The sequence below is a fragment of the Pedobacter sp. R20-19 genome, from assembly GCF_000708265.2.
In the GTDB taxonomy this organism is placed as follows: domain Bacteria; phylum Bacteroidota; class Bacteroidia; order Sphingobacteriales; family Sphingobacteriaceae; genus Pedobacter.
Window position 1 is genome coordinate 21613 of sequence record NZ_JCKI01000010.1, and the last position, 22250, is coordinate 43862.

The 22250-nt window shown below is 35.9% G+C and carries 23 protein-coding genes; 13 read left to right on the forward strand and 10 right to left on the reverse strand.

Going from position 1 to position 22250, the window contains the following annotated elements:
• Positions 1-7 precede the first annotated feature (7 nt).
• The 7 genes from AN34_RS20505 to AN34_RS20535 form a co-directional block, all read right to left on the reverse strand.
• Positions 8-685, reverse strand: a complete 678-nt coding sequence (locus tag AN34_RS20505; RefSeq protein ID WP_197285574.1) for a DUF4397 domain-containing protein — start codon at positions 683-685, stop codon at positions 8-10.
• 80 nt (positions 686-765) lie between these two features.
• Entirely contained in the window at positions 766-1890 is a 1125-nt protein-coding gene (dnaN, locus tag AN34_RS20510; RefSeq protein ID WP_029288796.1) for a DNA polymerase III subunit beta, read from the reverse strand.
• Positions 1891-1923: 33 nt separating this feature from the next.
• Complete coding sequence (gene gldG / locus AN34_RS20515; protein WP_029288798.1) at positions 1924-3609, reverse strand: gliding motility-associated ABC transporter substrate-binding protein GldG; 1686 nt, start codon at positions 3607-3609, stop codon at positions 1924-1926.
• Positions 3606-4334: a gliding motility-associated ABC transporter permease subunit GldF gene (gldF, locus tag AN34_RS20520; protein WP_029288800.1), complete on the reverse strand. Its 729-nt coding sequence runs from the start codon at positions 4332-4334 to the stop codon at positions 3606-3608. The genes gldG and gldF overlap by 4 nt, the downstream gene beginning before the upstream one ends.
• 122 nt (positions 4335-4456) lie before the next feature.
• The gene (locus AN34_RS20525) at positions 4457-5158 is read right to left on the reverse strand and encodes an outer membrane beta-barrel protein (RefSeq protein WP_029288802.1); all 702 of its coding nucleotides are present in this window, start codon (positions 5156-5158) and stop codon (positions 4457-4459) included.
• 97 nt (positions 5159-5255) lie between these two features.
• Complete coding sequence (locus tag AN34_RS20530; protein WP_029288804.1) at positions 5256-5963, reverse strand: ATP-binding cassette domain-containing protein; 708 nt, start codon at positions 5961-5963, stop codon at positions 5256-5258.
• A 98-nt stretch (positions 5964-6061) separates the two neighbouring features.
• Positions 6062-6982 (reverse strand): glycerophosphodiester phosphodiesterase family protein, encoded by a 921-nt coding sequence (locus AN34_RS20535; protein WP_029288806.1) that lies wholly within the window; start codon positions 6980-6982, stop codon positions 6062-6064.
• A 290-nt stretch (positions 6983-7272) separates the two neighbouring features.
• Here AN34_RS20535 and AN34_RS20540 point away from each other — a divergent pair, with 290 nt between their 5' ends.
• The 11 genes from AN34_RS20540 to AN34_RS20585 all read left to right on the forward strand — a co-directional run bounded on the left by AN34_RS20540 (position 7273) and on the right by AN34_RS20585 (position 16366).
• Entirely contained in the window at positions 7273-8916 is a 1644-nt protein-coding gene (locus AN34_RS20540; protein WP_029288808.1) for a glycine--tRNA ligase, read from the forward strand.
• Positions 8917-9260: 344 nt separating this feature from the next.
• Positions 9261-9665, forward strand: coding sequence for an AraC family transcriptional regulator (locus AN34_RS20545; RefSeq protein ID WP_029288809.1), 405 nt, complete (start codon positions 9261-9263; stop codon positions 9663-9665).
• 65 nt (positions 9666-9730) lie between these two features.
• Positions 9731-10495: an SDR family NAD(P)-dependent oxidoreductase gene (locus AN34_RS20550; protein ID WP_029288810.1), complete on the forward strand. Its 765-nt coding sequence runs from the start codon at positions 9731-9733 to the stop codon at positions 10493-10495.
• A gap of 129 nt (positions 10496-10624) precedes the next feature.
• Positions 10625-11323, forward strand: a complete 699-nt coding sequence (locus tag AN34_RS20555) for a CAP domain-containing protein (RefSeq protein WP_029288811.1) — start codon at positions 10625-10627, stop codon at positions 11321-11323.
• 110 nt (positions 11324-11433) lie between these two features.
• Positions 11434-11946: a GtrA family protein gene (locus tag AN34_RS20560; protein WP_029288813.1), complete on the forward strand. Its 513-nt coding sequence runs from the start codon at positions 11434-11436 to the stop codon at positions 11944-11946.
• Positions 11947-12080: 134 nt separating this feature from the next.
• Positions 12081-13859, forward strand: coding sequence for an aromatic amino acid hydroxylase (locus AN34_RS20565; protein WP_029288815.1), 1779 nt, complete (start codon positions 12081-12083; stop codon positions 13857-13859).
• Between the two features lie 95 nt (positions 13860-13954).
• Positions 13955-14122: a hypothetical protein gene (locus AN34_RS21745; RefSeq protein WP_157263375.1), complete on the forward strand. Its 168-nt coding sequence runs from the start codon at positions 13955-13957 to the stop codon at positions 14120-14122.
• Complete coding sequence (locus tag AN34_RS20570) at positions 14109-14471, forward strand: type II toxin-antitoxin system VapC family toxin (protein WP_029288817.1); 363 nt, start codon at positions 14109-14111, stop codon at positions 14469-14471. Before AN34_RS21745 ends, AN34_RS20570 begins: the two co-directional genes overlap by 14 nt.
• A gap of 100 nt (positions 14472-14571) precedes the next feature.
• The gene (locus AN34_RS20575) at positions 14572-15273 is read left to right on the forward strand and encodes an SDR family oxidoreductase (RefSeq protein ID WP_029288821.1); all 702 of its coding nucleotides are present in this window, start codon (positions 14572-14574) and stop codon (positions 15271-15273) included.
• A gap of 69 nt (positions 15274-15342) precedes the next feature.
• Positions 15343-15705 (forward strand): hypothetical protein, encoded by a 363-nt coding sequence (locus AN34_RS20580; protein ID WP_029288824.1) that lies wholly within the window; start codon positions 15343-15345, stop codon positions 15703-15705.
• Between the two features lie 112 nt (positions 15706-15817).
• On the forward strand, positions 15818-16366 hold the full coding sequence (locus AN34_RS20585) for a C40 family peptidase (protein ID WP_029288826.1): 549 nt from the start codon (positions 15818-15820) through the stop codon (positions 16364-16366).
• Positions 16367-16368: 2 nt separating this feature from the next.
• Here the strand turns inward: AN34_RS20585 and AN34_RS20590 are convergent, their stop codons facing one another.
• From AN34_RS20590 to AN34_RS20600, 3 genes are all read right to left on the reverse strand, one after another.
• The gene (locus AN34_RS20590) at positions 16369-16971 is read right to left on the reverse strand and encodes a YdeI family protein (RefSeq protein WP_029288828.1); all 603 of its coding nucleotides are present in this window, start codon (positions 16969-16971) and stop codon (positions 16369-16371) included.
• Between the two features lie 22 nt (positions 16972-16993).
• Complete coding sequence (locus tag AN34_RS20595) at positions 16994-17881, reverse strand: flavin reductase family protein (protein ID WP_029288830.1); 888 nt, start codon at positions 17879-17881, stop codon at positions 16994-16996.
• A gap of 446 nt (positions 17882-18327) precedes the next feature.
• Complete coding sequence (locus AN34_RS20600; protein WP_029288831.1) at positions 18328-19323, reverse strand: fumarylacetoacetate hydrolase family protein; 996 nt, start codon at positions 19321-19323, stop codon at positions 18328-18330.
• A gap of 365 nt (positions 19324-19688) precedes the next feature.
• On the opposite strand from AN34_RS20600, the gene AN34_RS20605 reads away from it, so the two are divergent.
• Both AN34_RS20605 and hppD read left to right on the forward strand, forming a co-directional pair.
• Positions 19689-20846, forward strand: a complete 1158-nt coding sequence (locus AN34_RS20605; protein WP_029288832.1) for a homogentisate 1,2-dioxygenase — start codon at positions 19689-19691, stop codon at positions 20844-20846.
• Between the two features lie 107 nt (positions 20847-20953).
• Positions 20954-22084, forward strand: a complete 1131-nt coding sequence (gene hppD, locus AN34_RS20610) for a 4-hydroxyphenylpyruvate dioxygenase (RefSeq protein WP_029288834.1) — start codon at positions 20954-20956, stop codon at positions 22082-22084.
• Positions 22085-22250: the final 166 nt, after the last annotated feature.

Sequence of the window (22250 nt, forward strand, 5' to 3'; positions counted from 1 at the left end):
CTGATAATTAATTATCTGCGATGACATGTGCCTGCAAAGTTGCACTTGTATTGCCACTGAACCAAATGGTATAAATTTTACCTGCCTGAAAGTTAGAATTATCTAATGTTTTGGTAATTCCAGATCCCACTACGTTATACCTTAGGTTTAAATCAGCATCCACAGAAAAATAACTTGAAGCTTCTTTATACTGTAATCCATTTACAAAGAGTGATCCGGCTTGCACACTTACATTAATACCTGTTGTGAAATATGGCGTTAGGTTGATGAGTTTAATTTTGGCTTTTCCAGATTCTGTATTACTTAAGTTGTCTTCATAAGATACAATTTCCCTGGCTCCCGAACGGTCGCTGATCAAAAAGGTAGTATAGGTAATTGATGGTGTATATTTTATAGAAGCTTTTGTTTCAACTCTACTATTGCCTATAAATTTAACATCTCTGCTTCCAGAAACCAGCTTCATATAATCTGTTGATTCTGAAAAAGCAAGTGCCGCATTTGAAAGCTTTTCATCATCAATAAAAATATCCTGAACTGCATCTGCTTGAATAGCATTCACTAACTTCACTTTTGATTCACCTTTAACCTCTACGTTTGGATCAGTTTTTTTACAAGAATAAAAAGAAATAAAGATTAAAGATGCCAAAAAAATAAAGGAGAGAGAGAAAGTAGAATGGCTTTTCATATTGGTTGGTTTGGTTATAAACAAAAATGGCTCGGTCAAAAACCAAGCCATTTTTTATATTTAACTAAAATCTTAGTAGACTAGTAGCTATTATTTAACATTACTGGCATCACTAACATCAGCACATCTTCATTTTCATCGTTAGTTTGAGGAATCAATAAGCCAGCCCGGTTTGGTGTTGAAAGTTCTAAAGTAACTTCATCGCCACTTAAATTGGTTAGCATTTCAATTAAAAAACGAGCATTAAATCCAATTTCAAGGTCTTCACCATCATATTGGCAGCTTAAACGCTCATGCGCTTCATTAGCGAAATCTAAATCTTCAGAAGAGATATTAAGTTCGCTACCGTTAATTTTTAACCTAACCTGGTGTGTAGTTTTATTAGCAAAGATAACTACCCTGCGGAGGGTGTTTAGAAACAAGCCTCTATCAATTACTAATTTATTAGGATTATTTTGAGGAATCACTGCTTCATAATCTGGATAGCGTTCGTCTATTAAACGACACACTAAATTAATGTTATCAAACTTAAAAAATGCACTTGTTGCATTATAATCTACTGATACATTAATATCTGTTGATGGCAATGCAGCCTTTAAAAGTGTTAGTGCTTTTTTAGGAAGAATAAATGATGTCGCTTTATCAGCTTTGCTATCCATACGGCGATAACGAACCAATTTATGGGCATCAGTTGCTACGAAGGTAATGTGTTGAGGAGATAGCTGACAAAATACACCTGTCATGGCCGGACGCAACTCATCATTACTAACCGCAAAAATTGTTTTAGTAATGGCTTCTGTTAAAACGGATGCTGGTAAATTTACCGAAGAAGCATTTTCAACGATTGGAATTTTAGGAAAATCATCACCGTTTTCACCACTTAATTTATACTTACCATCACCAGCGCTAATTTCAATTGCGAAAGTACTGTCATCAATATTGAAAGCAATTGGTTGATCTGGTAATGTTTTAAGGGTATCTAATAAAATTTTTGATGGAACAGCCACTTTACCTTCTTCCTTCGATTCTACAGCTAATGAGGTAGTCATGCTGGTTTGTAAATCGGTAGCTGAGATCGTTAAGTTTCCCTCTTTAATTTCGAAAAGAAAATTTTCTAGTATAGGTAAAACTGTACTGCTGCTTGATGCACCATTTACAGTTTGTAGGTGTTTTAATAAAGTTGATGTGGATACAATAAATCTCATGATATCATTTAGTCTTCTTCAAAAATATAAAAATTATTTAGCGTACTTGTATTTGCGGTAATAATGTTGAAAAATCGCAAAGAATATTAACAATAACAAAGGAACTACAATATTAATGAATTGCCACCTGGCTTTTTCAAGTTTTATTTTAGATTTATCCAGCAACCTTATTTTTACTTCCTTATTTCTAAGAACGATCAGGTTATCTTCATCTGTAAAATAATCAACAATATTTAACAGCAATGCCTTGTTGCCATAAGTTCTCTGACTAAAGCGATCAAATCCTAAAGGAAAAGGCGAATGATCTCTTTCTGATACCTGGTTCTTAAAAACATCACCATCGCCAATAACAATCATTTTTGTTAGTTTACTTTTTAAATCTGAGGTAAACGGTGCAGAGATTCCATCCGGCAATGGCCTGCCAGCAAATACAGATGGGAAACTACCTTCCATTATTAAACCGACATGCTGTGGCACACTTTGAAATGCCCTTGGGTCTAATTGCTCGCTGATCATTTGTAAACTAAACGGTTTGGGTGTAGTATAAACCTTGTTAAAGGCGGAAGTATTAAGAATGAATGACTTTTTTAATCCTTTAACACCGATACTATCTACTGTACTTGGAAATTCAGACTTCACCCCATCTAACTTTTTCACCACGCTTTGGCTCGTATCCGGCAGTAAAATGGGATAATAAATCCATGGCAATAAATTCATTTGGCTTTGTCCCCCCACCATACCTGTCGAAACTGGAATTTCGGCACAATTTGCCGGATCAGCAATCAGGTTATAGTTAATTCTTGCTCCATACATAAAAAGCATGTCATCAAGGTTTAGGTTACTATTGGTGGCCATCTGTCCACTATGTTGCCTCAAACTATCCAGCTCTGCTTTTACCTGATCAATACTCCATAGTACACGCCCCCCATTCATCACAAAATAATTGATTTTGTATTTTTGAGTTTCCGAAAATGGCTTGGTCGGCTTAGCAATAATCATCATGTTCAACTTATCCAAACCCGCCTTATCAATGGTATTTAAATCTACACGGCCAACTTCATAGCTCGTAGAAAGCGAACGAATGGCATCCCCAACTTGTAAATCATTCAGTTCTCCGTTTGATTCGGTAAATCCAATCCGTGGATTTCTTCCATCAATCACTTTTTTTAAACTTGCAGTGAAAACATATTCCAGGTTTTCAATGGCCCGGTTAATGTTGTCTTCATAACTGCCACGTGTATCTAAATTCTGGAATAGCTTAACGGGAAACTCCTTATTGTCTGTTTCGATCATGGCCATGGGATACACTAATTTTTGTGTGAGCCCTGCATCAGTTTTAACGCTTAAATTGGTCGCTTCAATTCCCCTTTCATAAAGATTATTGATCACCGTATCCTGATCTGACTGATTCAGTCCAGCCAGCGGATCTACAAAAACAATTTTTAAATCTGCATTTGAATAGGCCTTATAATCTGTTAAGATATCATTTACAGCAGCCTGAAGGCGCTTAAAAGCTGGTGGCAACTCACCATCTAAAAAGACAGTAACCACGATAGGCTTTTTATTTTTAGCCAGTATGGATTTCGTTTTATCGCTTAAAGTAAATCGTTTATCAGTAGTAAAGTCAAAACGATAAAAAAAATATTGCCCAAGAATGTTAACTGCAACAATAATGGCCAATACCCATAATAAATTCAGTAATTTATTCCCTTTCTTCATGATCGTTTCCCTCCTATTATCACTTTAGTGAACACTAATAAAAGCATGGTAAGGGTAATGAAGTAGATTAAATCTCGGGTATCTAATACCCCCCTACTCATTGAGGTGTAGTGTTGATTTATTCCGAAGCTTAAAATACTATTTTGGAAATTTTGCAAAAAGGGCAACTGACTGGTATAATCAAAACCTAAAAATGCAAAGGCACATAAAGCTGCACAAATGACAAAAGCAATCACCTGGTTTTTGGTTAGCGCAGAAGCAAAAATACCTATCGCGGTGAAAGCTGCTCCTAGAAAAAATAGACCTATATAGGAACCAATTACTGCTCCTGTATCAATATTTCCTTCAGGAAAACCTAATTTTGAAATGGAATAATAATAAACCAATGTTGGAATCAAAGAGAAAAACACCAACACCAGGCTGGCTAAAAACTTCGCAACAATAATCTGAGAAACTGTAATGGGCCTGGTGATCAGTAGTTCGTATGTTCCTTCCCTACGTTCTTCGGCAAAGGATCTCATGGTAATGGCTGGAATTAAAAACATAAACAAATAGGGCACCAGGCTAAAGAAACCACCCATTTCTGCATAGCCATAATCCAAAATTGAAGTATCTGGAAAAAACCAGAGCAACAGCCCGGAAATAAGCAAGAAAATACCAATGGTGATGTAAGCCACCATTGAACTTAAAAAACTGAATAATTCGCGTCTAAAAACTGCGTACATACCACGTTAAAACGCCGAAGTTAATTAAATATTCGGGCATATTAATGAAGCGAAGTTGGTAATCGTGTTAAAGAACTTTACTATAGGTATCATTGTTAACCGATAACATTTATTTGTACTTCTTAAAATGAGAAGCCAATACCAACTGATAATACCCTGTTTTTTTCTTGGTAAAACCTGATATTTTCGCCAGTTATTGTCGTTAAACCCAAGCCATAACCCGCATGAATATTAAATCCATTTTTTAATTGATAACCTGCTAAAAAGTTAAGTCCAAAATCTCCTCTTTTAAAATCTTCATCATTTCCAAATTTAACGTTTCGCGCTGATTTTTCATTTGCCTTAATATCTCCCCTAGTTTCAACACCATCTAATTTTATTTTACCGCCTATTCCAAATCCATAATACGGGCCAGCTCCAAAAAAGATATTACCATCACCAATATTAAAACTAAAAACTGCATTTACAGGAATTTCTAAATACATTGTATTTAATTTATAGGAACCTTCGAAAATATATAGATTTGATCCAGGTTCAAAATTTGAATTATAAACCTGGGCTTTACCTCCTTTTCCAATTAATGTTAAACCTGGTTGAATAGAAAATACTGCCGAAACAGGTATATCAACTGTACCACCTAAATAAAAAGATGTATTCGTTTTATAATCCGGAGGTTCAGGTCCATCATAGGCAGATGCACCGCCATTAGCAGATATGGTTGGAAAAGTAACGCCAGCCTTGATGCCAAATTTAACCTGATTGGTTTGGGAGAATGCACAAAAAGATATTACCAGGATAGATAGTGTAGTGAAGAGCTTTTTCATAAGTTATTTTAGAGGAAAGAAAGTTATGAAAAAAACCTTAAAAGCAGATCAACACTGGATTAATAAATAAAAATCTATTAGTTAACTTAAATCTAAATCAGGCAGTAAGTTTTCTGAAAATTTCTTCCAGTGAGTCTTGATGATATGCTTTTTTAATGCCTTTAAGTGAATCATTGGCTACAATTTTACCTTTATTGATAATGATAATGTCATCACAAATGGCTTCAACCTCTTGCATAATGTGCGTAGAAATAATTACGGTTTTATTTTTTCCTAATTCTTTAATTAAAGCACGAATATCCACCAATTGGTTAGGATCAAGCCCGGAAGTAGGCTCATCCAGGATTAAAACATCAGGATTATGAATAATGGCTTGTGCCAGCCCTACCCTTTGGCGATAACCTTTAGATAGCATCCCTATCTTCTTGTGTTGTTCGGGCGTTAAACCAACGAGTTTAATCACCTCATTAACCCGATTTGCGATGTTATTTAATTTATAGGTCTCTCCAACAAAACGGAGAAACTCTTTAACATACATTTCAGTGTAAAGCGGTGTATTTTCGGGTAAATAACCAATATGCTTTTTAGCTTCAATAGGCTGGCTAATAATATTTTGATTTGAAACTTCGGCATTGCCAGATGTTGGCATCAAATAACCAGTTAACATGCGCATGGTGGTAGATTTACCTGCACCATTCGGACCAAGAAATCCTAAAATACGTCCAGGATGTGCTTCAAAACTAATTGAATCAACAGCTTTTTGCTGATCGTAATGTTTGGAAAGATTCTTTACTGAAATGCTCATTTTTGTTTTTTATTTAACCCTAAAGGCCTTAAAATTTTAAATCAGTCTTGATCCTGGTAACAAAGCAGTAATTGCTTTGCGCCACAATGACAAGAGATTTAGTTTATATAATCTGAACTCAGCTTTTTGTTGTACCTAAATTTATTAAACTGTTCTGATGCCTGAGACAAATTATCACCTGATAAAATATCTGCTCCATTATTAATTAAATGATAGTATATGTTTCTGGCTGGACTGGCTATTGCGCTTTTGTCAATATTACCCATTGTTCCTAATATCGTAGTAATTCCTTTACCATGCAGAAACTGATAAAATTCCTTATCGGGAGCTGAAACCCCCACAAAGGCAACAATTCTATTATTCGGTATCCCTAAATCGTTAAGTCTTTTTAAATCTGATTTTTTCTGAACTGATGCAGAAATCATGAGTTCAGGTGCAAGGCGATGAACTTCCTGCGCCTGATTCGCATTATAAGTGATAATAATTGAATTGCTTTCTACTTTATATTGCCTTACTTTTTCAATCACTTTAGCATAAGAAACGCCCTTTTTTAAGTCGATTGTGAGCAGCACTTTTCCTTTACTCCAGCTCAATACGCTATCTAAAGTAGGGATTTTGAAACTGGTTTCTTTACCATCATTATCTTTCAGGTTAAGTGCTCTCAGTTGTTCATAAGTATAATTTCCAATCGGTCCTTTTCCTGTTGAGGTTCTGTCTAGTTGATCATCATGCATAATCACCATCACTGAATCTTTGCTGTAAGCAATATCAAATTCAATTACCATTGGATTATACTGTGTTGCGTTTTCAAAAGTTTCAATGCAATTTTCCGGGAAACCAGGCATTGGCCCACCCCGGTGCGCACTGATTAATGGGTATCGATTTTCTGGTGTCCACTTCAAAAACTGATATAATTGTGCGGTATTTTTAAATTTAATATAGTGATAAACTTTTTCATCCTGTTTGCATGAAGCAAATAAGAATGTGAAAACGAGTAAAAGGAGATGATGGAATTTCATGTTTCAAAAATAGGAAAAAATGGATGATGTAGAGTGTGAAATGGAATTCTTAACTCCATGCGTTAAAACGCAAAGAGATTTACAATTTTTGCCACCTAAACCCGATGGCAGCGAACATGAAGTGCAACGAAGTAAAGTGTACAGCGGGGCCGTAGAAAACGATTAACATTAAAATTGCTTTATCCCTAAATTTCTTAAAGGGCTTTTCTAAACCACATAAACATCTCACTCAAAAACCTTTTACCTTTTACCGCTCACCTTTTACCTTATTTATTATATTTGCCTCCATTATGGCTCAAAAGAATAACGACGAACAATTTAAAAATGTAATCTCACATGCAAAAGAATACGGATTCGTATTTCAAAGCAGCGAAATATATGATGGCTTAAGTGCTGTTTATGACTACGGACAATTGGGTGCCGAGTTAAAAAATAATATTAAATCTTACTGGTGGAAAGCCATGGTACAGATGCATGAAAATATTGTAGGGATAGATTCTGCAATTTTTATGCATCCTAAAGTTTGGAAAGCAAGTGGTCACGTAGATGGATTTAACGATCCGATGATTGATAACAAGGATTCCAACAAACGCTACCGTGCAGACCAGTTGCTGGAAAACAAAATTGATGAACTATATTCAGAATTGGCAAATTTCAGTGCAGAAAACAAGGCCAAATTTGAAGAATTTCAACAAGAAATATTAGGTTTAAGTGATGAAGGACAAGCCAGTTGGATTCCAAGTTTTAAGGATGAAGATGGAATTTTGGATAATGCAAAATATCCATTTGTAGATGAAGCCAGCTGGAGATTTGTTAAAAAAGGTTTAGCACTTGAAGTAGAAATGAACTTAGCGCTTAAATCAGAAAACTTAGCGCAGTTGAAGGATTTAATTGTTGGCTATAAAGTTATTTGCCCAATTTCTAAAACGTCTAACTGGACAGATGTTCGCCAGTTTAACCTGATGTTTAGCACACAATTTGGTGCCATGGCAGAAGGAAGCGATGAAGTTTATCTTCGTCCGGAGACAGCGCAGGGTATTTTTGTAAACTTTTTGAATGTGCAGAAATCAGGAAGGATGAAAATTCCTTTTGGAATTGCACAAATTGGTAAAGCTTTCAGAAACGAGGTTATTGCCCGTCAGTTCATTATGCGCATGCGTGAATTTGAACAAATGGAAATGCAATTTTTTGTTCGCCCTGGTGAGGATAAAAAATGGTTTGAATACTGGAAAGATGCCCGTTTAAAATGGCATAAAGCTTTAGGAACATCTCCTGAGAAATACCGCTATCATGATCACGTTAAATTGGCACATTACGCTAATGCGGCAACTGATATTGAGTTTGAATTCCCTTTTGGATTTAAAGAAGTAGAAGGTATTCACAGCCGTACAGATTTCGATTTAACACAGCACCAGGAGTTTTCGGGTAAGAAAATGCAATACTTCGATAATGATTTAAACGAAGAGGGTAAACCTTATGGAAATTATGTTCCTTATGTAATCGAAACTTCAATTGGTTTAGATCGGATGTTTTTGCTAACCATGATTAATGCTTTTGAGGAGCAGGATTTGAGTACAGCAGATAAACAGGACAGCCGTACACTATTACGCCTGCACCCTGCTCTTGCACCATATAAAGTGGCTGTTTTCCCGCTAACCAAGAAAGATGGTTTACCAGAAAAAGCACGAGAAATTATGGATACTTTAAAATTCGATTTCAATTGTATTTATGAAGAAAAAGATGCCATAGGTAAACGTTACCGCCGTCAGGATGCCATTGGTACACCATTTTGTTTAACGATAGATCACCAGAGTTTAGAAGACAATACCGTTACCATCCGTCATCGCGACAGCATGGAGCAAGAACGTGTAGCTATTGCAGATTTAGGCGATATTATTGGTAAGGCAGTAAGCTGGAAGACGTTACTCGCATAATTTTACCACCTTACTTTGACCACCTTAGAAACCTAAGGATACCTTAGTTAGGTTATTATATTTAGTCGCAGGTCAAAACCTGCGACTTTTTTTTGTTTGTTGGCTCGCCAACCAATGATGTCCAATAAGGTTTTATCGTTAAACTGACGAAATTCTTCTGCGCTCAGGTCTCCGAAATTTCGTAAGTTGATGAATTCCATGATTAGTGGCCTTCATAAATTGTTTTAAAACTAAATCTGATTTTTAGCGGTAATTCAAAAGTCAAAAAGGCTATGATTACATTTTTAGTGTTTAAACTGATTATTTGTAAATTACCTTTGTTTCGTCCTTAATTATATAGTTAGATGAAACTTCCTCAAAAATTCTTTGCCCGCCGCCATGAAATTACGGCTGATTATTTGAAAGAATTAGATAAACATCTTGATGATATTGTTTCTGGCAGAACAACAGAAATGTTCGAGGTTAGGGATTTTGCTGAATTACTTCATGTTCATCCAACCCACTTCAGTAATACCATAAAAGAAGCTACCGGATATTCTCCATGTTTTTTTTTCGAAGAACGTTTGATGGAAATTTCGAAATCCATGTTACAAAATGCAAACACGCCCATTTCAGAAATCGCCAGAAGTTTAACTTACGATCCTTCAAATTTCACTAAGTTTTTTAAACATTTTGCCGGCCAAACACCTAAGCAATACCGGGAAGCATATTTAATGTCTTTGTTAGATAAAGAAATAATTACTGCATAATACTTAAGCTGTCACCATTTTTTCCATCACTTTCCATTTAACTTTGTTTATCAAATTAAAAGAACATGGAAAAACAAAATAAAATTGCTTTGGTTACTGGCGGCAGCCGTGGACTAGGAAAAAATGCTGCGATTAAAATCGCCGAAAAAGGTATTGATGTGATTGTTACCTATCAAACCAAAAAAGAAGATGCTGAAAATACTGTTGAGGAAATTAAGCAGCTCGGCGTAAATGCAGCAGCATTGCAACTTGATGTAGCAGACAGTAAAACTTTTAATCCTTTTATTACTGAAGTAAAGTCAACATTGAATACTGTTTTTAATGCTGATAAAATTGATTTCATCGTAAATAACGCAGGTATTGGTATCCATGCATCATTTGAAGAAACTACAGAAGATCAATTCGATACTTTGGTTAATATCCAATTTAAAGGTCCGTTTTTTCTGACACAAAAAGTTTTACCTATTCTGCATGATGGTGGTGCGATTATTAATATATCATCAGGATTAGCCCGCTTCTCTTTACCTGGCTATGCAGCTTACGGGGCAATGAAAGGTGCTATGGAAACCTTAACCCGATATCAGGCAAAAGAATTGGGTGCAAGAGGAATCAGATCAAATATTATTGCTCCTGGTGCCATAGAAACTGACTTTGGCGGCGGTGTAGTTAGAGATAACGAACAAATGAATGCCGGAATTGCAGCTCAAACAGCATTAGGTCGGGTTGGTTTACCAGATGATATTGGTGGTGTAGTTGCATTTCTTTGTACGGAAGAAGCCAGATGGATTAATGCACAGCGCATTGAAGCTTCTGGTGGTATGTTTTTATAAACATTTCCCATAAATTAACCACCAAGATACGGAAGCATCATTCTATACCTAATGCGCTGTAGCTTGGTGGTTATTTTGAAGCAGAGGAAATAAATAAAATCAAATGGCGTTATCCACCAAAGCCATGCGATGCGAAAAATACTTCTCCCTATATTTTTATCCCTATGTTTTGTAAACGGGGCAATGGCTCAAAAATGGACCGATGCTGAGTTCCGAAAAGCTAATACCGCAGCAAATGCTCCTTATTTAACTTATGAAGAGAAAAACATTGTGCTGTATATGAATTTAGTACGCATTGACGGGGAAAAATTTTACGATACTTTTTTAGAAGATTACATCAGCGATTATAATTCAAAAGTCCGCAAGTACCGCAATTACAATGACCTTAAAATTTCGAAAAACAACCCTTATTATTTATCGTTACTCACGCATTTGCGTGGCATAAAAAATCTGCCCATGTTTTATTCAGATGAGAAATTATCAACGGTAAGTCGTAACCATGCAATGGATTTAAACAAAAATAATTTGGATACACATGAAAGCAGTAACGGCGACAAGTTTTCAAAAAGAATTTCCAGGTATTACCCAAACAAAACCATGAGTGAAAATATCGATTTTGGTTATTCAGATGGTTTAGACATTGTTTGTCATTTACTTTTAGATTGTGGTGTGCCATCGCTCGGCCATCGATTTACTATTCTTGATCAGAAAAGCAAATTGAACATTGTGGGCATTAGCATCCAACAACATCCATCTTATCATTGGTGTGCAGTGATTGATTATGTTGCAAACCCGAAAATGAATCTTCCTTCCAATGAAAACTTTTAAATTACAATGATTTTAGCCAAATGAGTAATTCTAATGTTATACTTTTTATTTTGTAAAAGCAACAGTATAAAAATTAATTTACCTTTGCATCCAAACTACCTGAAACCATAATGCGTAAAGTTATTCTCGCCTTTATAGATTTTTTTCATCCCCCTTTTAAAAGTTTTATCTCTACACATAATTTCAGGTATCTGGCAACTGGCGGCGGCACATTGCTACTAGGCATTTTAAGTTATTATTTTGCATACTTTTTTATTTTTAAAACGTCAGAAGTAAACTTTGGGATTATCGTACTACAAAGGGAAACCGCATCTCTTCTGGTAGATTATGCAGTGGCCATTCCAACAAGTTTCTTGCTGAACAAGTATGTCATTTTTACACATAGCGAATTAAAGGGACGTGTTCAATTGTTCCGTTTTTTAAATCTTCAGTTTATTAATATCCTTGCCAACTATGTTTTGCTTAAGTTTTTACTGGAACTGTTAAGGGATTACCCAACGCTGGCCATGCTTTCCAGAATAGCTGTTTCGGTATTAATGGCCTTGTTTAGCTATTTATACCAACATTATTTCACTTTTAGTGTAAAAAAACTTGGCCAAAGTCCAAAGTCTCCGAAGCATTAAACCAGATTTTTAATACTTTAAATTCTGCTTAAACCATTTATTACGCCAGGCTGTTAATTTTGGCAACAGCTTTCTTGTTTAGGTAAGGTTAACATCATAACTTAGCTATTAACCAACTTATTTTCATGAACACGATGAGCCATTTTAATGATTTTAATAATGCGCAGGTAGCAAAATTACCTAATCATTTAAAGCAATTTATTGTTAATCAGAATTACGAAAAATACACCCCGATAGATCAGGCCGTATGGCGCTACGTCATGCGTCAGAATTATAGCTATTTAAAGGATGTGGCTTATTATCCATATATTAAAGGTTTACAGCGAGCAGGTTTAAGCATCGAATTTATTCCCGATTTGCAAACCATGAATGATAACCTGGGTAAAATTGGTTGGGGTGCCGTTACAGTTGATGGCTTTATACCACCAGCTGCTTTTATGGAGTATCAAGCCTATCGGGTGCTGGTTATTGCAGCAGATATCCGGCAAATTAACCACATTGAATATACACCAGCACCGGATATTATTCACGAAAGTGCCGGCCATGCCCCTATTATTGCAGATACGGATTACAATAGTTACTTAAGCTATTTTGGCTCTATTGGTGCTAAAGCGATGTTTTCTGCAAAAGATTTTGAACTATATGAAGCCATTAGAAAGTTATCCATATTAAAGGAGGCAATTGATGCAGATGAATATCAAATAGCTAAGGCAGAAAAGGCGTTGCGTATGATCAGCGAAAATATGGGTGAGCCTTCTGAAATGGCTTTGCTTGGTCGATTACACTGGTGGACTGTTGAATACGGTTTAATTGGGACGCTGGAAGATCCAAAGATTTATGGTGCAGGTTTGCTTTCATCCATTGGAGAAAGTGCTTCTTGTATGAACAAGGAAGTTGAAAAATTATGGTACAACATAGATACCATCAATTATCAATACGATATCACTAAAACGCAGCCTCAACTTTTCGTTACAGAAACTTTCCAGAACCTAATTGATGTATTGGAACAATTTGCTGATACCATGGCCTTTCGCCGTGGCGGAGCAGAAAGCATTATGAAGGCCATTGCCTGTAAAAATGTAACAACGGCTGTTTACTCCTCAGGTTTACAAGTGAGTGGTGTGATTACTGATATGGGTATTGGTTTATCAGACGATGTTACTTTTATCAAAACAACAGGCGCATCGGCCCTTGCCTTTAATGGCAAACAGCTTCCTGGTCATGGAAAACAATATCATGCAGATGGGTTTTCTTCTCCGGTTGGAAAGCTAAAGGACTCAAAAAAGCGATTAGAGGATTATAGCGATGAGGAAATCAGGACATTAGGAAACAAGAATGACAGTAGAACCCAAATGGTTTTTAACAGTGGCATCATGGTTGATGGCAGAATTACTGATATTTTAAGAGAAAACGGAAAGGTTATATTAATCACATTTATAGATTGTACAGTAAACGAGCGCAACGGTAATATTCTTTTTAAACCTGAGTGGGGCAATTATGACATGGCTGTTGGTGAGACTATTGTTTCTGTATTTAATGGTGCAGCAGATAAAGATGCTTTTGAAGAGATCACATTAATCAGCGAAGAAAAAACACATCAAATTGTTTACGATGAAAAGACTTTGCAACTGCATCGATTGTATAAAAAGGTAAGAGAGATTCGTGAAAGTGGCGAAAACCTGGAAGCACTCACTGAAATTTTCGATCAGTTAAAACGAAATCACCGGCAAGACTGGCTCTGTGCTTTGGAGATTTTAGAGATTGTTTTTCATAAGAAGATTTATCATCAGCTGGAAAAGGAAATCCAGGTTTATCTGGAAATAAAAGCGGGAAAAGAATCAGATCATAAAAAACTTATTAACGATGGTTTGCATGTGATTAAAAATCCAGTGAGCCAATTATTAACCAATTAATTTTGAGGATATAAACATCAATAAAACTAAAAAAGGTTAATAGTCTGCCCAAATATCAATCTGTGAAATTTGATATTATTTAAGTAAATTTGAGAATGATAATTGAAATCCAACAACCTGTTACGAAAGAAAAAGTTCAAGATGCAATAAAAAAAGTATCTGAAATGGGTGTGAAAAAGACCTTACGTAAGCACTTTGGTAAGTTACAACGTGGTTTAGATGGAGTAGACTACCAGAAAAAAATAAGAAATGAGTTCATTTAGTTTTGTAGCAGATACAAACTTCCTGATTAATGTTCATGAAGGACTTGAAAAAACTGAACCCTTTTTAGACGGTACTGCAATCGTATCCGTGATTTCAGAAATTGAACTACTTGGCTGGCATTTATTAAAGGAAGAAGATAAATTGAGCTTAAAATCTCTTCTTGAAGATTGTGTTATCATGGAATTGAACTCTGAAATTAAGAACATCGCCATAAGCATTAGACAGCGCTTTAAGGTTAAAATCCCTGATGCAATCATCGCTGCTACTTCAAAGTTTTTGCAGATACCTTTAGTAACTTCTGATCAGGGATTCAAATCTATCAATGATATTGAATTAATTCTGATTTAAAATACCATAGTAATTTAAGCTTCAACGATTTAAAAGGGTTAATATCAATGCCTCATAAAATTCAAGAACATTAAATTTTTATCTATAATATACCTTACCAATGAACATTATAATTACCGGAGCGAGTAGCGGAATAGGATTTGAAACTGCATTAGAGTTTAGTTTACAGAAAGAAAATAAGATTGTTGCCATTGCCCGTTCGGCAGATAAATTGCGTAAACTCCTGGAAATTGCTAAGGGGATTAATCCTGATTGTACGCTTTTGCCAGTAGAATTTGACATTGTTAACGATGATTATGCTGCACTTATTCCATTTTTAAAAGAACATTTGGGTAAAATCGATATGTTGATCAACAATGCAGGTGCTTTAATAAATAAGCCTTTTTTAGAAACAACAGAACAAGATTTAGCCGAAATGCTGCAAAGCAATGTAATTAGTCATTTCAGAATGATTCAGCATGTATTTCCATTAATGCAAAGTGGTAGCCATATTGTAAACATCGGAAGCATGGGTGGTTTTCAGGGTAGCGTAAAATTCCCAGGGCTTTCAGCTTATTCTGCAAGTAAAGCTGCACTTCATACCTTAACAGAATGCCTTGCTTTTGAACTCGCTGATTCAGGAATTAAATTAAATTGCTTAGCCTTAGGATCAGCGCAGACAGAAATGCTCGAAGCTGCATTTCCTGGCTACCAAAGTCCTGTAATGGCTTTTGAAATGGGAAAATATGTTGCCGATTTTGCAAAAACCGGACATAAATATTTTAATGGAAAGGTTTTACCGGTCGCTGTAAGTACTCCATAAATATTTTTAAGTTTTTACAACAGTTTCGCTAGTTATTTGTTACTGACTAAAATCTAATTTAAATAAATCATGGAAACAAACACAAAATTCAATCCAACTGACACGGGTAAAAGTGCCGCAATTGTAAGTTACATCTTTCTAATTGGCTGGCTTATTTCATACTTCGCCATGTATAAAGACAATAAAACGGCTTTATCTAGTTACCACCTAAGGCAATCGCTATTGTTGCATTTAGCTATTATTGTAGTTAATATAGTTATCACTATTCTGTTGGCTATTTTTCCGGTAGCGCTTTTAGGTTATTTGAGTTATATGATTTATATTGTCTACATCATCTTTATTATTTTAGGTGCAGTGAGTGCAAATAATAATCAGTTAAAACCACTTCCGGTAATCGGAGATAAAGCTCAAGGTTTTTTCCCAAGCATTTAATTAAAACAAATAATTAATCAGGCCCGGACATTTCATCCGGGCTTTTTGTTTTAACGAGTTTTCCACATTTGAAGGCTGCATTATATTTTTTTTATATCTTGCCAACCAACATATGAAGAAAATAACATTTGCCATTCTGTTTTTCATTTTGTCTGCAAGCGCAGTGAATGCTCAAAACATCATCCCTGCCCAATATCAGGATCTCGTTAAAAAATTAGTTGCCACTTTACCGAGAAATACTTCAACAACATTTAAAGATGGTGCTTCAGCAAATTCAGAATCTTTAATTGATTTTGCCAAAAGCATGCTGGGAATACGTTATCGCTATGCCACCAGCAACCCTAAAATTGGTTTTGATTGTTCTGGTTTTGTAAGTTATGTTTTTAGCAACTTTGGCTTTAAAGTTCCACGCTCATCAAGAGAATTTAGTGGAGCTGGAACAGAAACTACTTTAGAAAATGCTAAAGTTGGCGATGTATTGATTTTTACGGGAAGCAATTCTAAAATAAGAAGAATTGGCCATGTTGGAATTGTTTATTCTATCGATGAAAACGGAATTAAATTCATCCATGCCTCTTCAGGAAAAGCGCACAGTGTAACCATTACAGAACTAAATGGCCATTACAGAAATCGTTTTATGAAAATTGTAAGTATAATCTAGCCCTACTTTTTATATTTCCACATTCTTGTTTTACCTTCGCTCATCCATTCTATTGCTGTAGCTAGTCTTTTTTGTCTCGTACTTTCAGTTTTAGCTTCTTCTAACCAGATTATATAATCCTTTTTATTGGAAATACTAAAGTTTTGGAACACATCCATCGCTACAAAATCTTCTTGCAAAGCATCAATAAAGTATTGCGGAATAACAAGTGGTTGTGGGCTTGCTTTAGGTTTAGCAGGAAGTTTAATCCCATCTTCATTTAACTGAATGGCTTGCTGGATATAGGCAATCAAGATTTCATCAGCAGGCAAATCTGCAAAACTTTTGATTTTACCCAACATCCCCATAGCGTTGGTACGCTCTTTAAAAATATTGAATTCATCTTCAATTAAAGCTCCCTTCCAAAAGCCAAAAGCACAATGATTTTTAAAGGCCGCCATATGGCACACCGGACCTTTAAAATCAAAAAATGGCATTCCCCATTTTATCTTCTCCTCTATCCTGGCATCAGCCTGATGAACCAAATTTCTCAAATGATCTAGTATTGGGATAGCAAATGGTGCAGATTTGATGATGTATTGATCAACTTGAACGGTAGTATGCATAGACCTGGATTTTAAAATAAATTTAAAGCAAAACAACTTTTAATGCAAACTCAATGTTTCCTTGCTTTAAAAGGCTTTTAGCCAATTCATGGAGCTCACGTTCCCTGTTTGTAGCATCACCAATTGTGGCATCTAAAACTTCTTTAACTTCTGGCTTTAGTGCGATCAAATCAACATCATCATCACCTGGCAGATGTTCTACATTTCCTAACATACCCAGATCATTACCTGTTAACACTTTGGATAGGCGTACAGATTTAGGTAAGGCATCTACACCGATACCTAGCTTTGCAAGAGGTTTCGCTACTTTAAATAAATTATCTTCGGTAACCCTGCAATACCAATCCCCACCTAAACGGGCAACCAAATCTATTTTGTGTTGATCTATTTTACCATCGCCATTCAGAATATTTTCATTGATATGGATGAGCTTGATCTCGGCTAAAATCAAGTTTCCGGCACCATGTTGATCACCCAATGGAATAACCTGATTCACCACACACTCAAATTGTACTGGTGCTTCTGCTACTCTTGGTGGCTTAACTAAATCAGATTTTAGCATGGTAAAACCAGCTTTTTCAAATTCATTTATTCCTTTCGCATATTCTGTACTCGTCAAACTCATCTGCTGCACCATATCATAGTTGACAATATTAATGACACATTCTTTAACCTGCAGTACATTTTCAAGCGTATGCTTGGTAGTATTATCACGTACCCGCCGTGCTGGTGAAAAAACACAAATGGGCGGTTTGGTGCTAAACATATTAAAAAAACTGAACGGACTCAGATTAATGTTTCCGTCATGATCTATGGTTGATGCAAAACAAATTGGTCTTGGTGCAATGGCATACTGCAGATAATCCTGTAGTTGTACGGCAGATAAATCTTCAGTTTTTAAAGTTAACATTTCTATTAAAGGGGTTAGTATGGGTTAGAGGTTAGTGTGGGTTAGGGGTAAAAATGGAACACAGCTAAAGTGGTTAGCATAAAGAGTGTTGTTAGCTATGCATTTCTTAAAAATAAATATGAAATTTACTCCTGACAACCCCTTCTACTCCATACTCGGTATTGTCTTTTAAACGATTCCTTATTTTTTTCTATTTCCACATCTCTAGTTTATTTTTTTTGCTTTCTTCTTATTATAAAGAGGTTAGTATTGATATGGGATTAGAAGTTTAGAATGAATAAGAGTGTTTAGGATTATTTCTATTTTAGACAATAAATTTGTTCAATATAAAAGTGAATCTATTTCTAACAATGTAGCAAAGTTTTTACTTCTCATTTCCTTCCAATCCATTTTTTACTATCTATTCTCTATTTTCTGTGTTATTTACTTTTCTTCTTCCAAAAAAACTATTTTTTTAAAGCTAAAATAGAAAAATCAGTATCAACTTTAGTTATGGTATTGGTTAAGGCACCCAAGCCTGTAATTTCCATTTCTACAACGTCTCCGGGTTGCAACCATTGTACCTGGTAATTTGGATCGTGTAATAACCCTGTGCCATTAAGCTCAAGGAAACATCCTGTTCCTACCGTACCAGATCCGATTACATCACCTGGGAGAATATCTACGCCATAAGCACAACGCTCAATAATCTCTGCAAAAGTCCAATCCATATCTGCGGCATTGCCTTTAGATACTTCAATGCCGTTTACCCTACACGTCATTTTTAAATTATAAGCATTCCCAACATGGCCATCCTTTGCCGAAACTTTATAGGGTTCCAATTCATCTGGTGTAACCAGCCATGGACCAATTACCGTTGCAAAATCTTTTCCTTTTGCAGGGCCTAAATTTAACAACATTTCTTCCATTTGCAGGGTTCTGGCGCTCATATCATTCATCACCATATAACCTGCAATATATTCATCTGCATCTGCAGCTTTAATATTTCTTCCTTTTTTACCAATTACAATGGCCAGTTCCAGTTCAAAATCGAGTTTTTCAAAATGATCGGGCATGCATTCAATTTCTCCCGTACCTTGAATAGCATTATGATTGGTGAAATAGAAAATCGGATATTCATCAAACTGCGGAATCATGTCTACTTTACGGTTACGGCGAGCTGCTGCAACATGCTGTCTGAATGCATATCCGTCACGGCAACTGGTGGGGTTAGGTACTGGTGCTAAAATTTCATAAAAGATTTCTTCTTTTGCTTCCAAACTTCCGTCTTTTATCTGAGCATCTACTTTTTTTGCCCTTTCCATTAATACCTCTCCACCCTGCAAAAATTCATTCATATTATCTGGCAGCAACTTATCACAGCTATTCAGGTTATAAATATGTCCGTTTATAAAAAGGCCTAAATGAACAATGTCTTCAGTTTTATAGGATACGAATTTCATATGATTTGGTTAAAATATGGGGTAAATATAGTAAAAAGGTACTGCGTTCAAAATGAACTCAGCTAGGTTAAAATATCCCTCATCAATTTTAAGTGATTGATTATCATCTTAAATAAATGATCAAATATTTCTTCCTGTTGAAGAATATACTTATTTTAGCAACATCAAAACCATGATTTTAAAAGCATTACATATCAATTTAGTAAACGATGCCATCGCTGCACGTCGCTATAAAATGCTATCTAAATTAATCATGGCCCAATATTCTTTGTAAGCTTCCAGCACCTTTCTTTTTAATTAAACGCCATCACGTTTTTAATTATTAGTTCTTTTTAGATTTTATTTCTAACCTAACATCAATTCATATGCCTGTTTATCATAAATTAGGGCAGATACCCGCAAAACGACACACGGTTTTTCGCAAACCAGACGGAAAACTTTATGCTGAAGAACTGGTTTCTACTGAAGGCTTTTCAAGTTTATACTCGCTTGTATATCATTGCCACCCGCCAACTATTGTAAAACATTTAGGTGAACCCTACAGTGTTGAGCCGACAATCGCCCGTGAAAAACACTTGAAACATACAAGCTTAATTGGATTCAAAATTAAGCCAGAAGATGATTATCTTCAAAGCCGGAAGCCTGTTTTAGTAAATAGCGACTTACATATCGTGTTGGCTGCACCAAGAAAATCCATGACGGATTATTTCTATAAAAACAGTCAGGCAGATGAAATGATCTTCATCCATGAAGGCTCAGGGAAATTGAAAACTGGCTTTGGGGAAATTAAATTTGGTTATGGTGATTACCTGATTATTCCCCGTGGCACCATCTATCAAATGGAGTTCGATCAGGAACAAAACAGGTTATTTATTGTAGAAAGCTTCAGTCCCTTACGCCCCCCTAAGCGCTATTTAAATCAATATGGGCAATTAATGGAACACTCGCCATATTGCGAACGCGATTTAAGATTACCTGAAAACCTGCAAACACATGATGAATATGGCAATTATAAAGTCCTGATTAAAAAACAAGGCTTAATCTATCCATATATCTATGGTACTCATCCTTTCGATTATATGGGATGGGATGGTTATCATTATCCATATGCCTTCTCTATTCATGATTTTGAGCCAATTACCGGGCGTTTGCATCAGCCGCCTCCGGTACATCAAACTTTCGAAGGGCACAATTTTGTTGTTTGTTCTTTCGTGCCACGTAAATACGATTACCATCCTGATTCTATCCCCGCACCTTATAACCACAGTAATGTAGATAGCGATGAAGTACTTTATTATGTAGACGGTGATTTTATGAGCAGAAAAAGTGTAGTGAAGGGACAAATTACACTTCATCCGGGTGGTATCCCACATGGACCGCATCCCGGAACGGTTGAAAAATCAATAGGTAAGGAAAGTACAGATGAGTTGGCCGTTATGATTGACCCTTTTAAACCGCTGATGCTAACGCAGGAGGCCTTGGATATTGAAGACGAAAATTACCATAAAAGCTGGCAGATTTAGTCGTTAGTTGTCAATCAAAAGTCGTGAGTCTGTTTTACGATATGGCGACACATTAATTAAAAACATTATTAGGGATCGAAAAGTCGATCTTAGAAAATAGCACAAAAATGGAAACACAAACTTTCGCAGAAAAAATATCAAAGGCACCAGATTTTTTGCCCATTAACGGAACAGATTATATTGAGTTTTATGTTGGCAATGCCAAACAAGCTGCTCATTATTACAAAACCGCATTTGGCTTTCAAAGCCTAGCATACGCTGGTCCGGAAACTGGTGTTCGTGATCGGGCATCATATGTTTTACAGCAAGGAAAAATCAAACTGATTTTGACGACAGCTTTAAAATCAGATCACCCGATTTCGGAGCATGTAAAAAAACATGGAGATGGTGTTAAAGTGCTGGCCCTTTGGGTAGATGATGCCTATAGTGCGTTTGAAGAAACAGTAAAAAGGGGTGCTAAACCTTACATGGAGCCAAAAACGCTGACAGATGAGCAGGGTGAAGTAAGAATGAGTGGCATCTACACTTATGGCGAAACGATTCATATGTTTATAGAAAGGAAAAATTATAGCGGTACATTTATGCCTGGTTACCGGGTTTGGGAAAGTGATTACCAACCAGCAGATGCCGGATTGCAGTACATTGATCATTGTGTAGGCAATGTAGGCTGGAACCGGATGAACGAAGCCGTTCAATGGTATGAAGATGTAATGGGGTTTGTAAATATTCTATCTTTTGATGATAAACAAATCAATACTGAATATTCTGCATTGATGAGTAAGGTGATGAGCAACGGTAATGGTTTTTCAAAATTCCCGATTAATGAGCCTGCGGAAGGCAAAAAGAAATCGCAGATTGAAGAATATTTAGAATACTATGAAGGTGAGGGCGTTCAGCACATTGCCGTAGCCACTAAAGATATTGTAAAAACAGTTAAAGAATTAAAATCTCGTGGTGTGGAATTTTTAAGTGCCCCACCTGAAGCTTATTATGATATGATGCCACAACGTGTGGGCAAAATAGATGAAGAAATTTCTTTATTAGAAAGCCTGGGTATTTTAGTTGATTGTGATGAAGAAGGCTATTTACTACAAATCTTCACTAAACCAGTAGAAGACAGGCCTACCTTATTTTTCGAAATTATTCAGCGGAAAGGCGCACAAAGCTTCGGTGCCGGTAATTTTAAAGCCTTATTTGAGTCATTAGAACGCGAACAGGAGTTAAGAGGGAATTTATAAATTGTAAAATCAATTCTTCACTAAAACTTCATAAATGAAGTGCACCTTTGATATAACAAAACACCAGAAGCGATTTCCGTTTTGTTAAATTCTAAAAACTTCATAATTAGTTTTTTAGTTTTCCGGTTACCCTTATCTGATACCTCATGTATTGCAAAATACATGA

Coding starts and splice junctions, on each gene's coding strand:
- AN34_RS20505 (WP_197285574.1), bottom strand. CDS start 685: ATGAAAAGCCATTCTACTTTCTCTCTCTCCTTTATTTTTTTGGCATCT.
- dnaN (WP_029288796.1), bottom strand. CDS start 1,890: ATGAGATTTATTGTATCCACATCAACTTTATTAAAACACCTACAAACT.
- gldG (WP_029288798.1), bottom strand. CDS start 3,609: ATGAAGAAAGGGAATAAATTACTGAATTTATTATGGGTATTGGCCATT.
- gldF (WP_029288800.1), bottom strand. CDS start 4,334: ATGTACGCAGTTTTTAGACGCGAATTATTCAGTTTTTTAAGTTCAATG.
- AN34_RS20525 (WP_029288802.1), bottom strand. CDS start 5,158: ATGAAAAAGCTCTTCACTACACTATCTATCCTGGTAATATCTTTTTGT.
- AN34_RS20530 (WP_029288804.1), bottom strand. CDS start 5,963: ATGAGCATTTCAGTAAAGAATCTTTCCAAACATTACGATCAGCAAAAA.
- AN34_RS20535 (WP_029288806.1), bottom strand. CDS start 6,982: ATGAAATTCCATCATCTCCTTTTACTCGTTTTCACATTCTTATTTGCT.
- AN34_RS20540 (WP_029288808.1), top strand. CDS start 7,273: ATGGCTCAAAAGAATAACGACGAACAATTTAAAAATGTAATCTCACAT.
- AN34_RS20545 (WP_029288809.1), top strand. CDS start 9,261: ATGAAACTTCCTCAAAAATTCTTTGCCCGCCGCCATGAAATTACGGCT.
- AN34_RS20550 (WP_029288810.1), top strand. CDS start 9,731: ATGGAAAAACAAAATAAAATTGCTTTGGTTACTGGCGGCAGCCGTGGA.
- AN34_RS20555 (WP_029288811.1), top strand. CDS start 10,625: ATGCGAAAAATACTTCTCCCTATATTTTTATCCCTATGTTTTGTAAAC.
- AN34_RS20560 (WP_029288813.1), top strand. CDS start 11,434: ATGCGTAAAGTTATTCTCGCCTTTATAGATTTTTTTCATCCCCCTTTT.
- AN34_RS20565 (WP_029288815.1), top strand. CDS start 12,081: ATGAGCCATTTTAATGATTTTAATAATGCGCAGGTAGCAAAATTACCT.
- AN34_RS21745 (WP_157263375.1), top strand. CDS start 13,955: ATGATAATTGAAATCCAACAACCTGTTACGAAAGAAAAAGTTCAAGAT.
- AN34_RS20570 (WP_029288817.1), top strand. CDS start 14,109: ATGAGTTCATTTAGTTTTGTAGCAGATACAAACTTCCTGATTAATGTT.
- AN34_RS20575 (WP_029288821.1), top strand. CDS start 14,572: ATGAACATTATAATTACCGGAGCGAGTAGCGGAATAGGATTTGAAACT.
- AN34_RS20580 (WP_029288824.1), top strand. CDS start 15,343: ATGGAAACAAACACAAAATTCAATCCAACTGACACGGGTAAAAGTGCC.
- AN34_RS20585 (WP_029288826.1), top strand. CDS start 15,818: ATGAAGAAAATAACATTTGCCATTCTGTTTTTCATTTTGTCTGCAAGC.
- AN34_RS20590 (WP_029288828.1), bottom strand. CDS start 16,971: ATGCATACTACCGTTCAAGTTGATCAATACATCATCAAATCTGCACCA.
- AN34_RS20595 (WP_029288830.1), bottom strand. CDS start 17,881: ATGTTAACTTTAAAAACTGAAGATTTATCTGCCGTACAACTACAGGAT.
- AN34_RS20600 (WP_029288831.1), bottom strand. CDS start 19,323: ATGAAATTCGTATCCTATAAAACTGAAGACATTGTTCATTTAGGCCTT.
- AN34_RS20605 (WP_029288832.1), top strand. CDS start 19,689: ATGCCTGTTTATCATAAATTAGGGCAGATACCCGCAAAACGACACACG.
- hppD (WP_029288834.1), top strand. CDS start 20,954: ATGGAAACACAAACTTTCGCAGAAAAAATATCAAAGGCACCAGATTTT.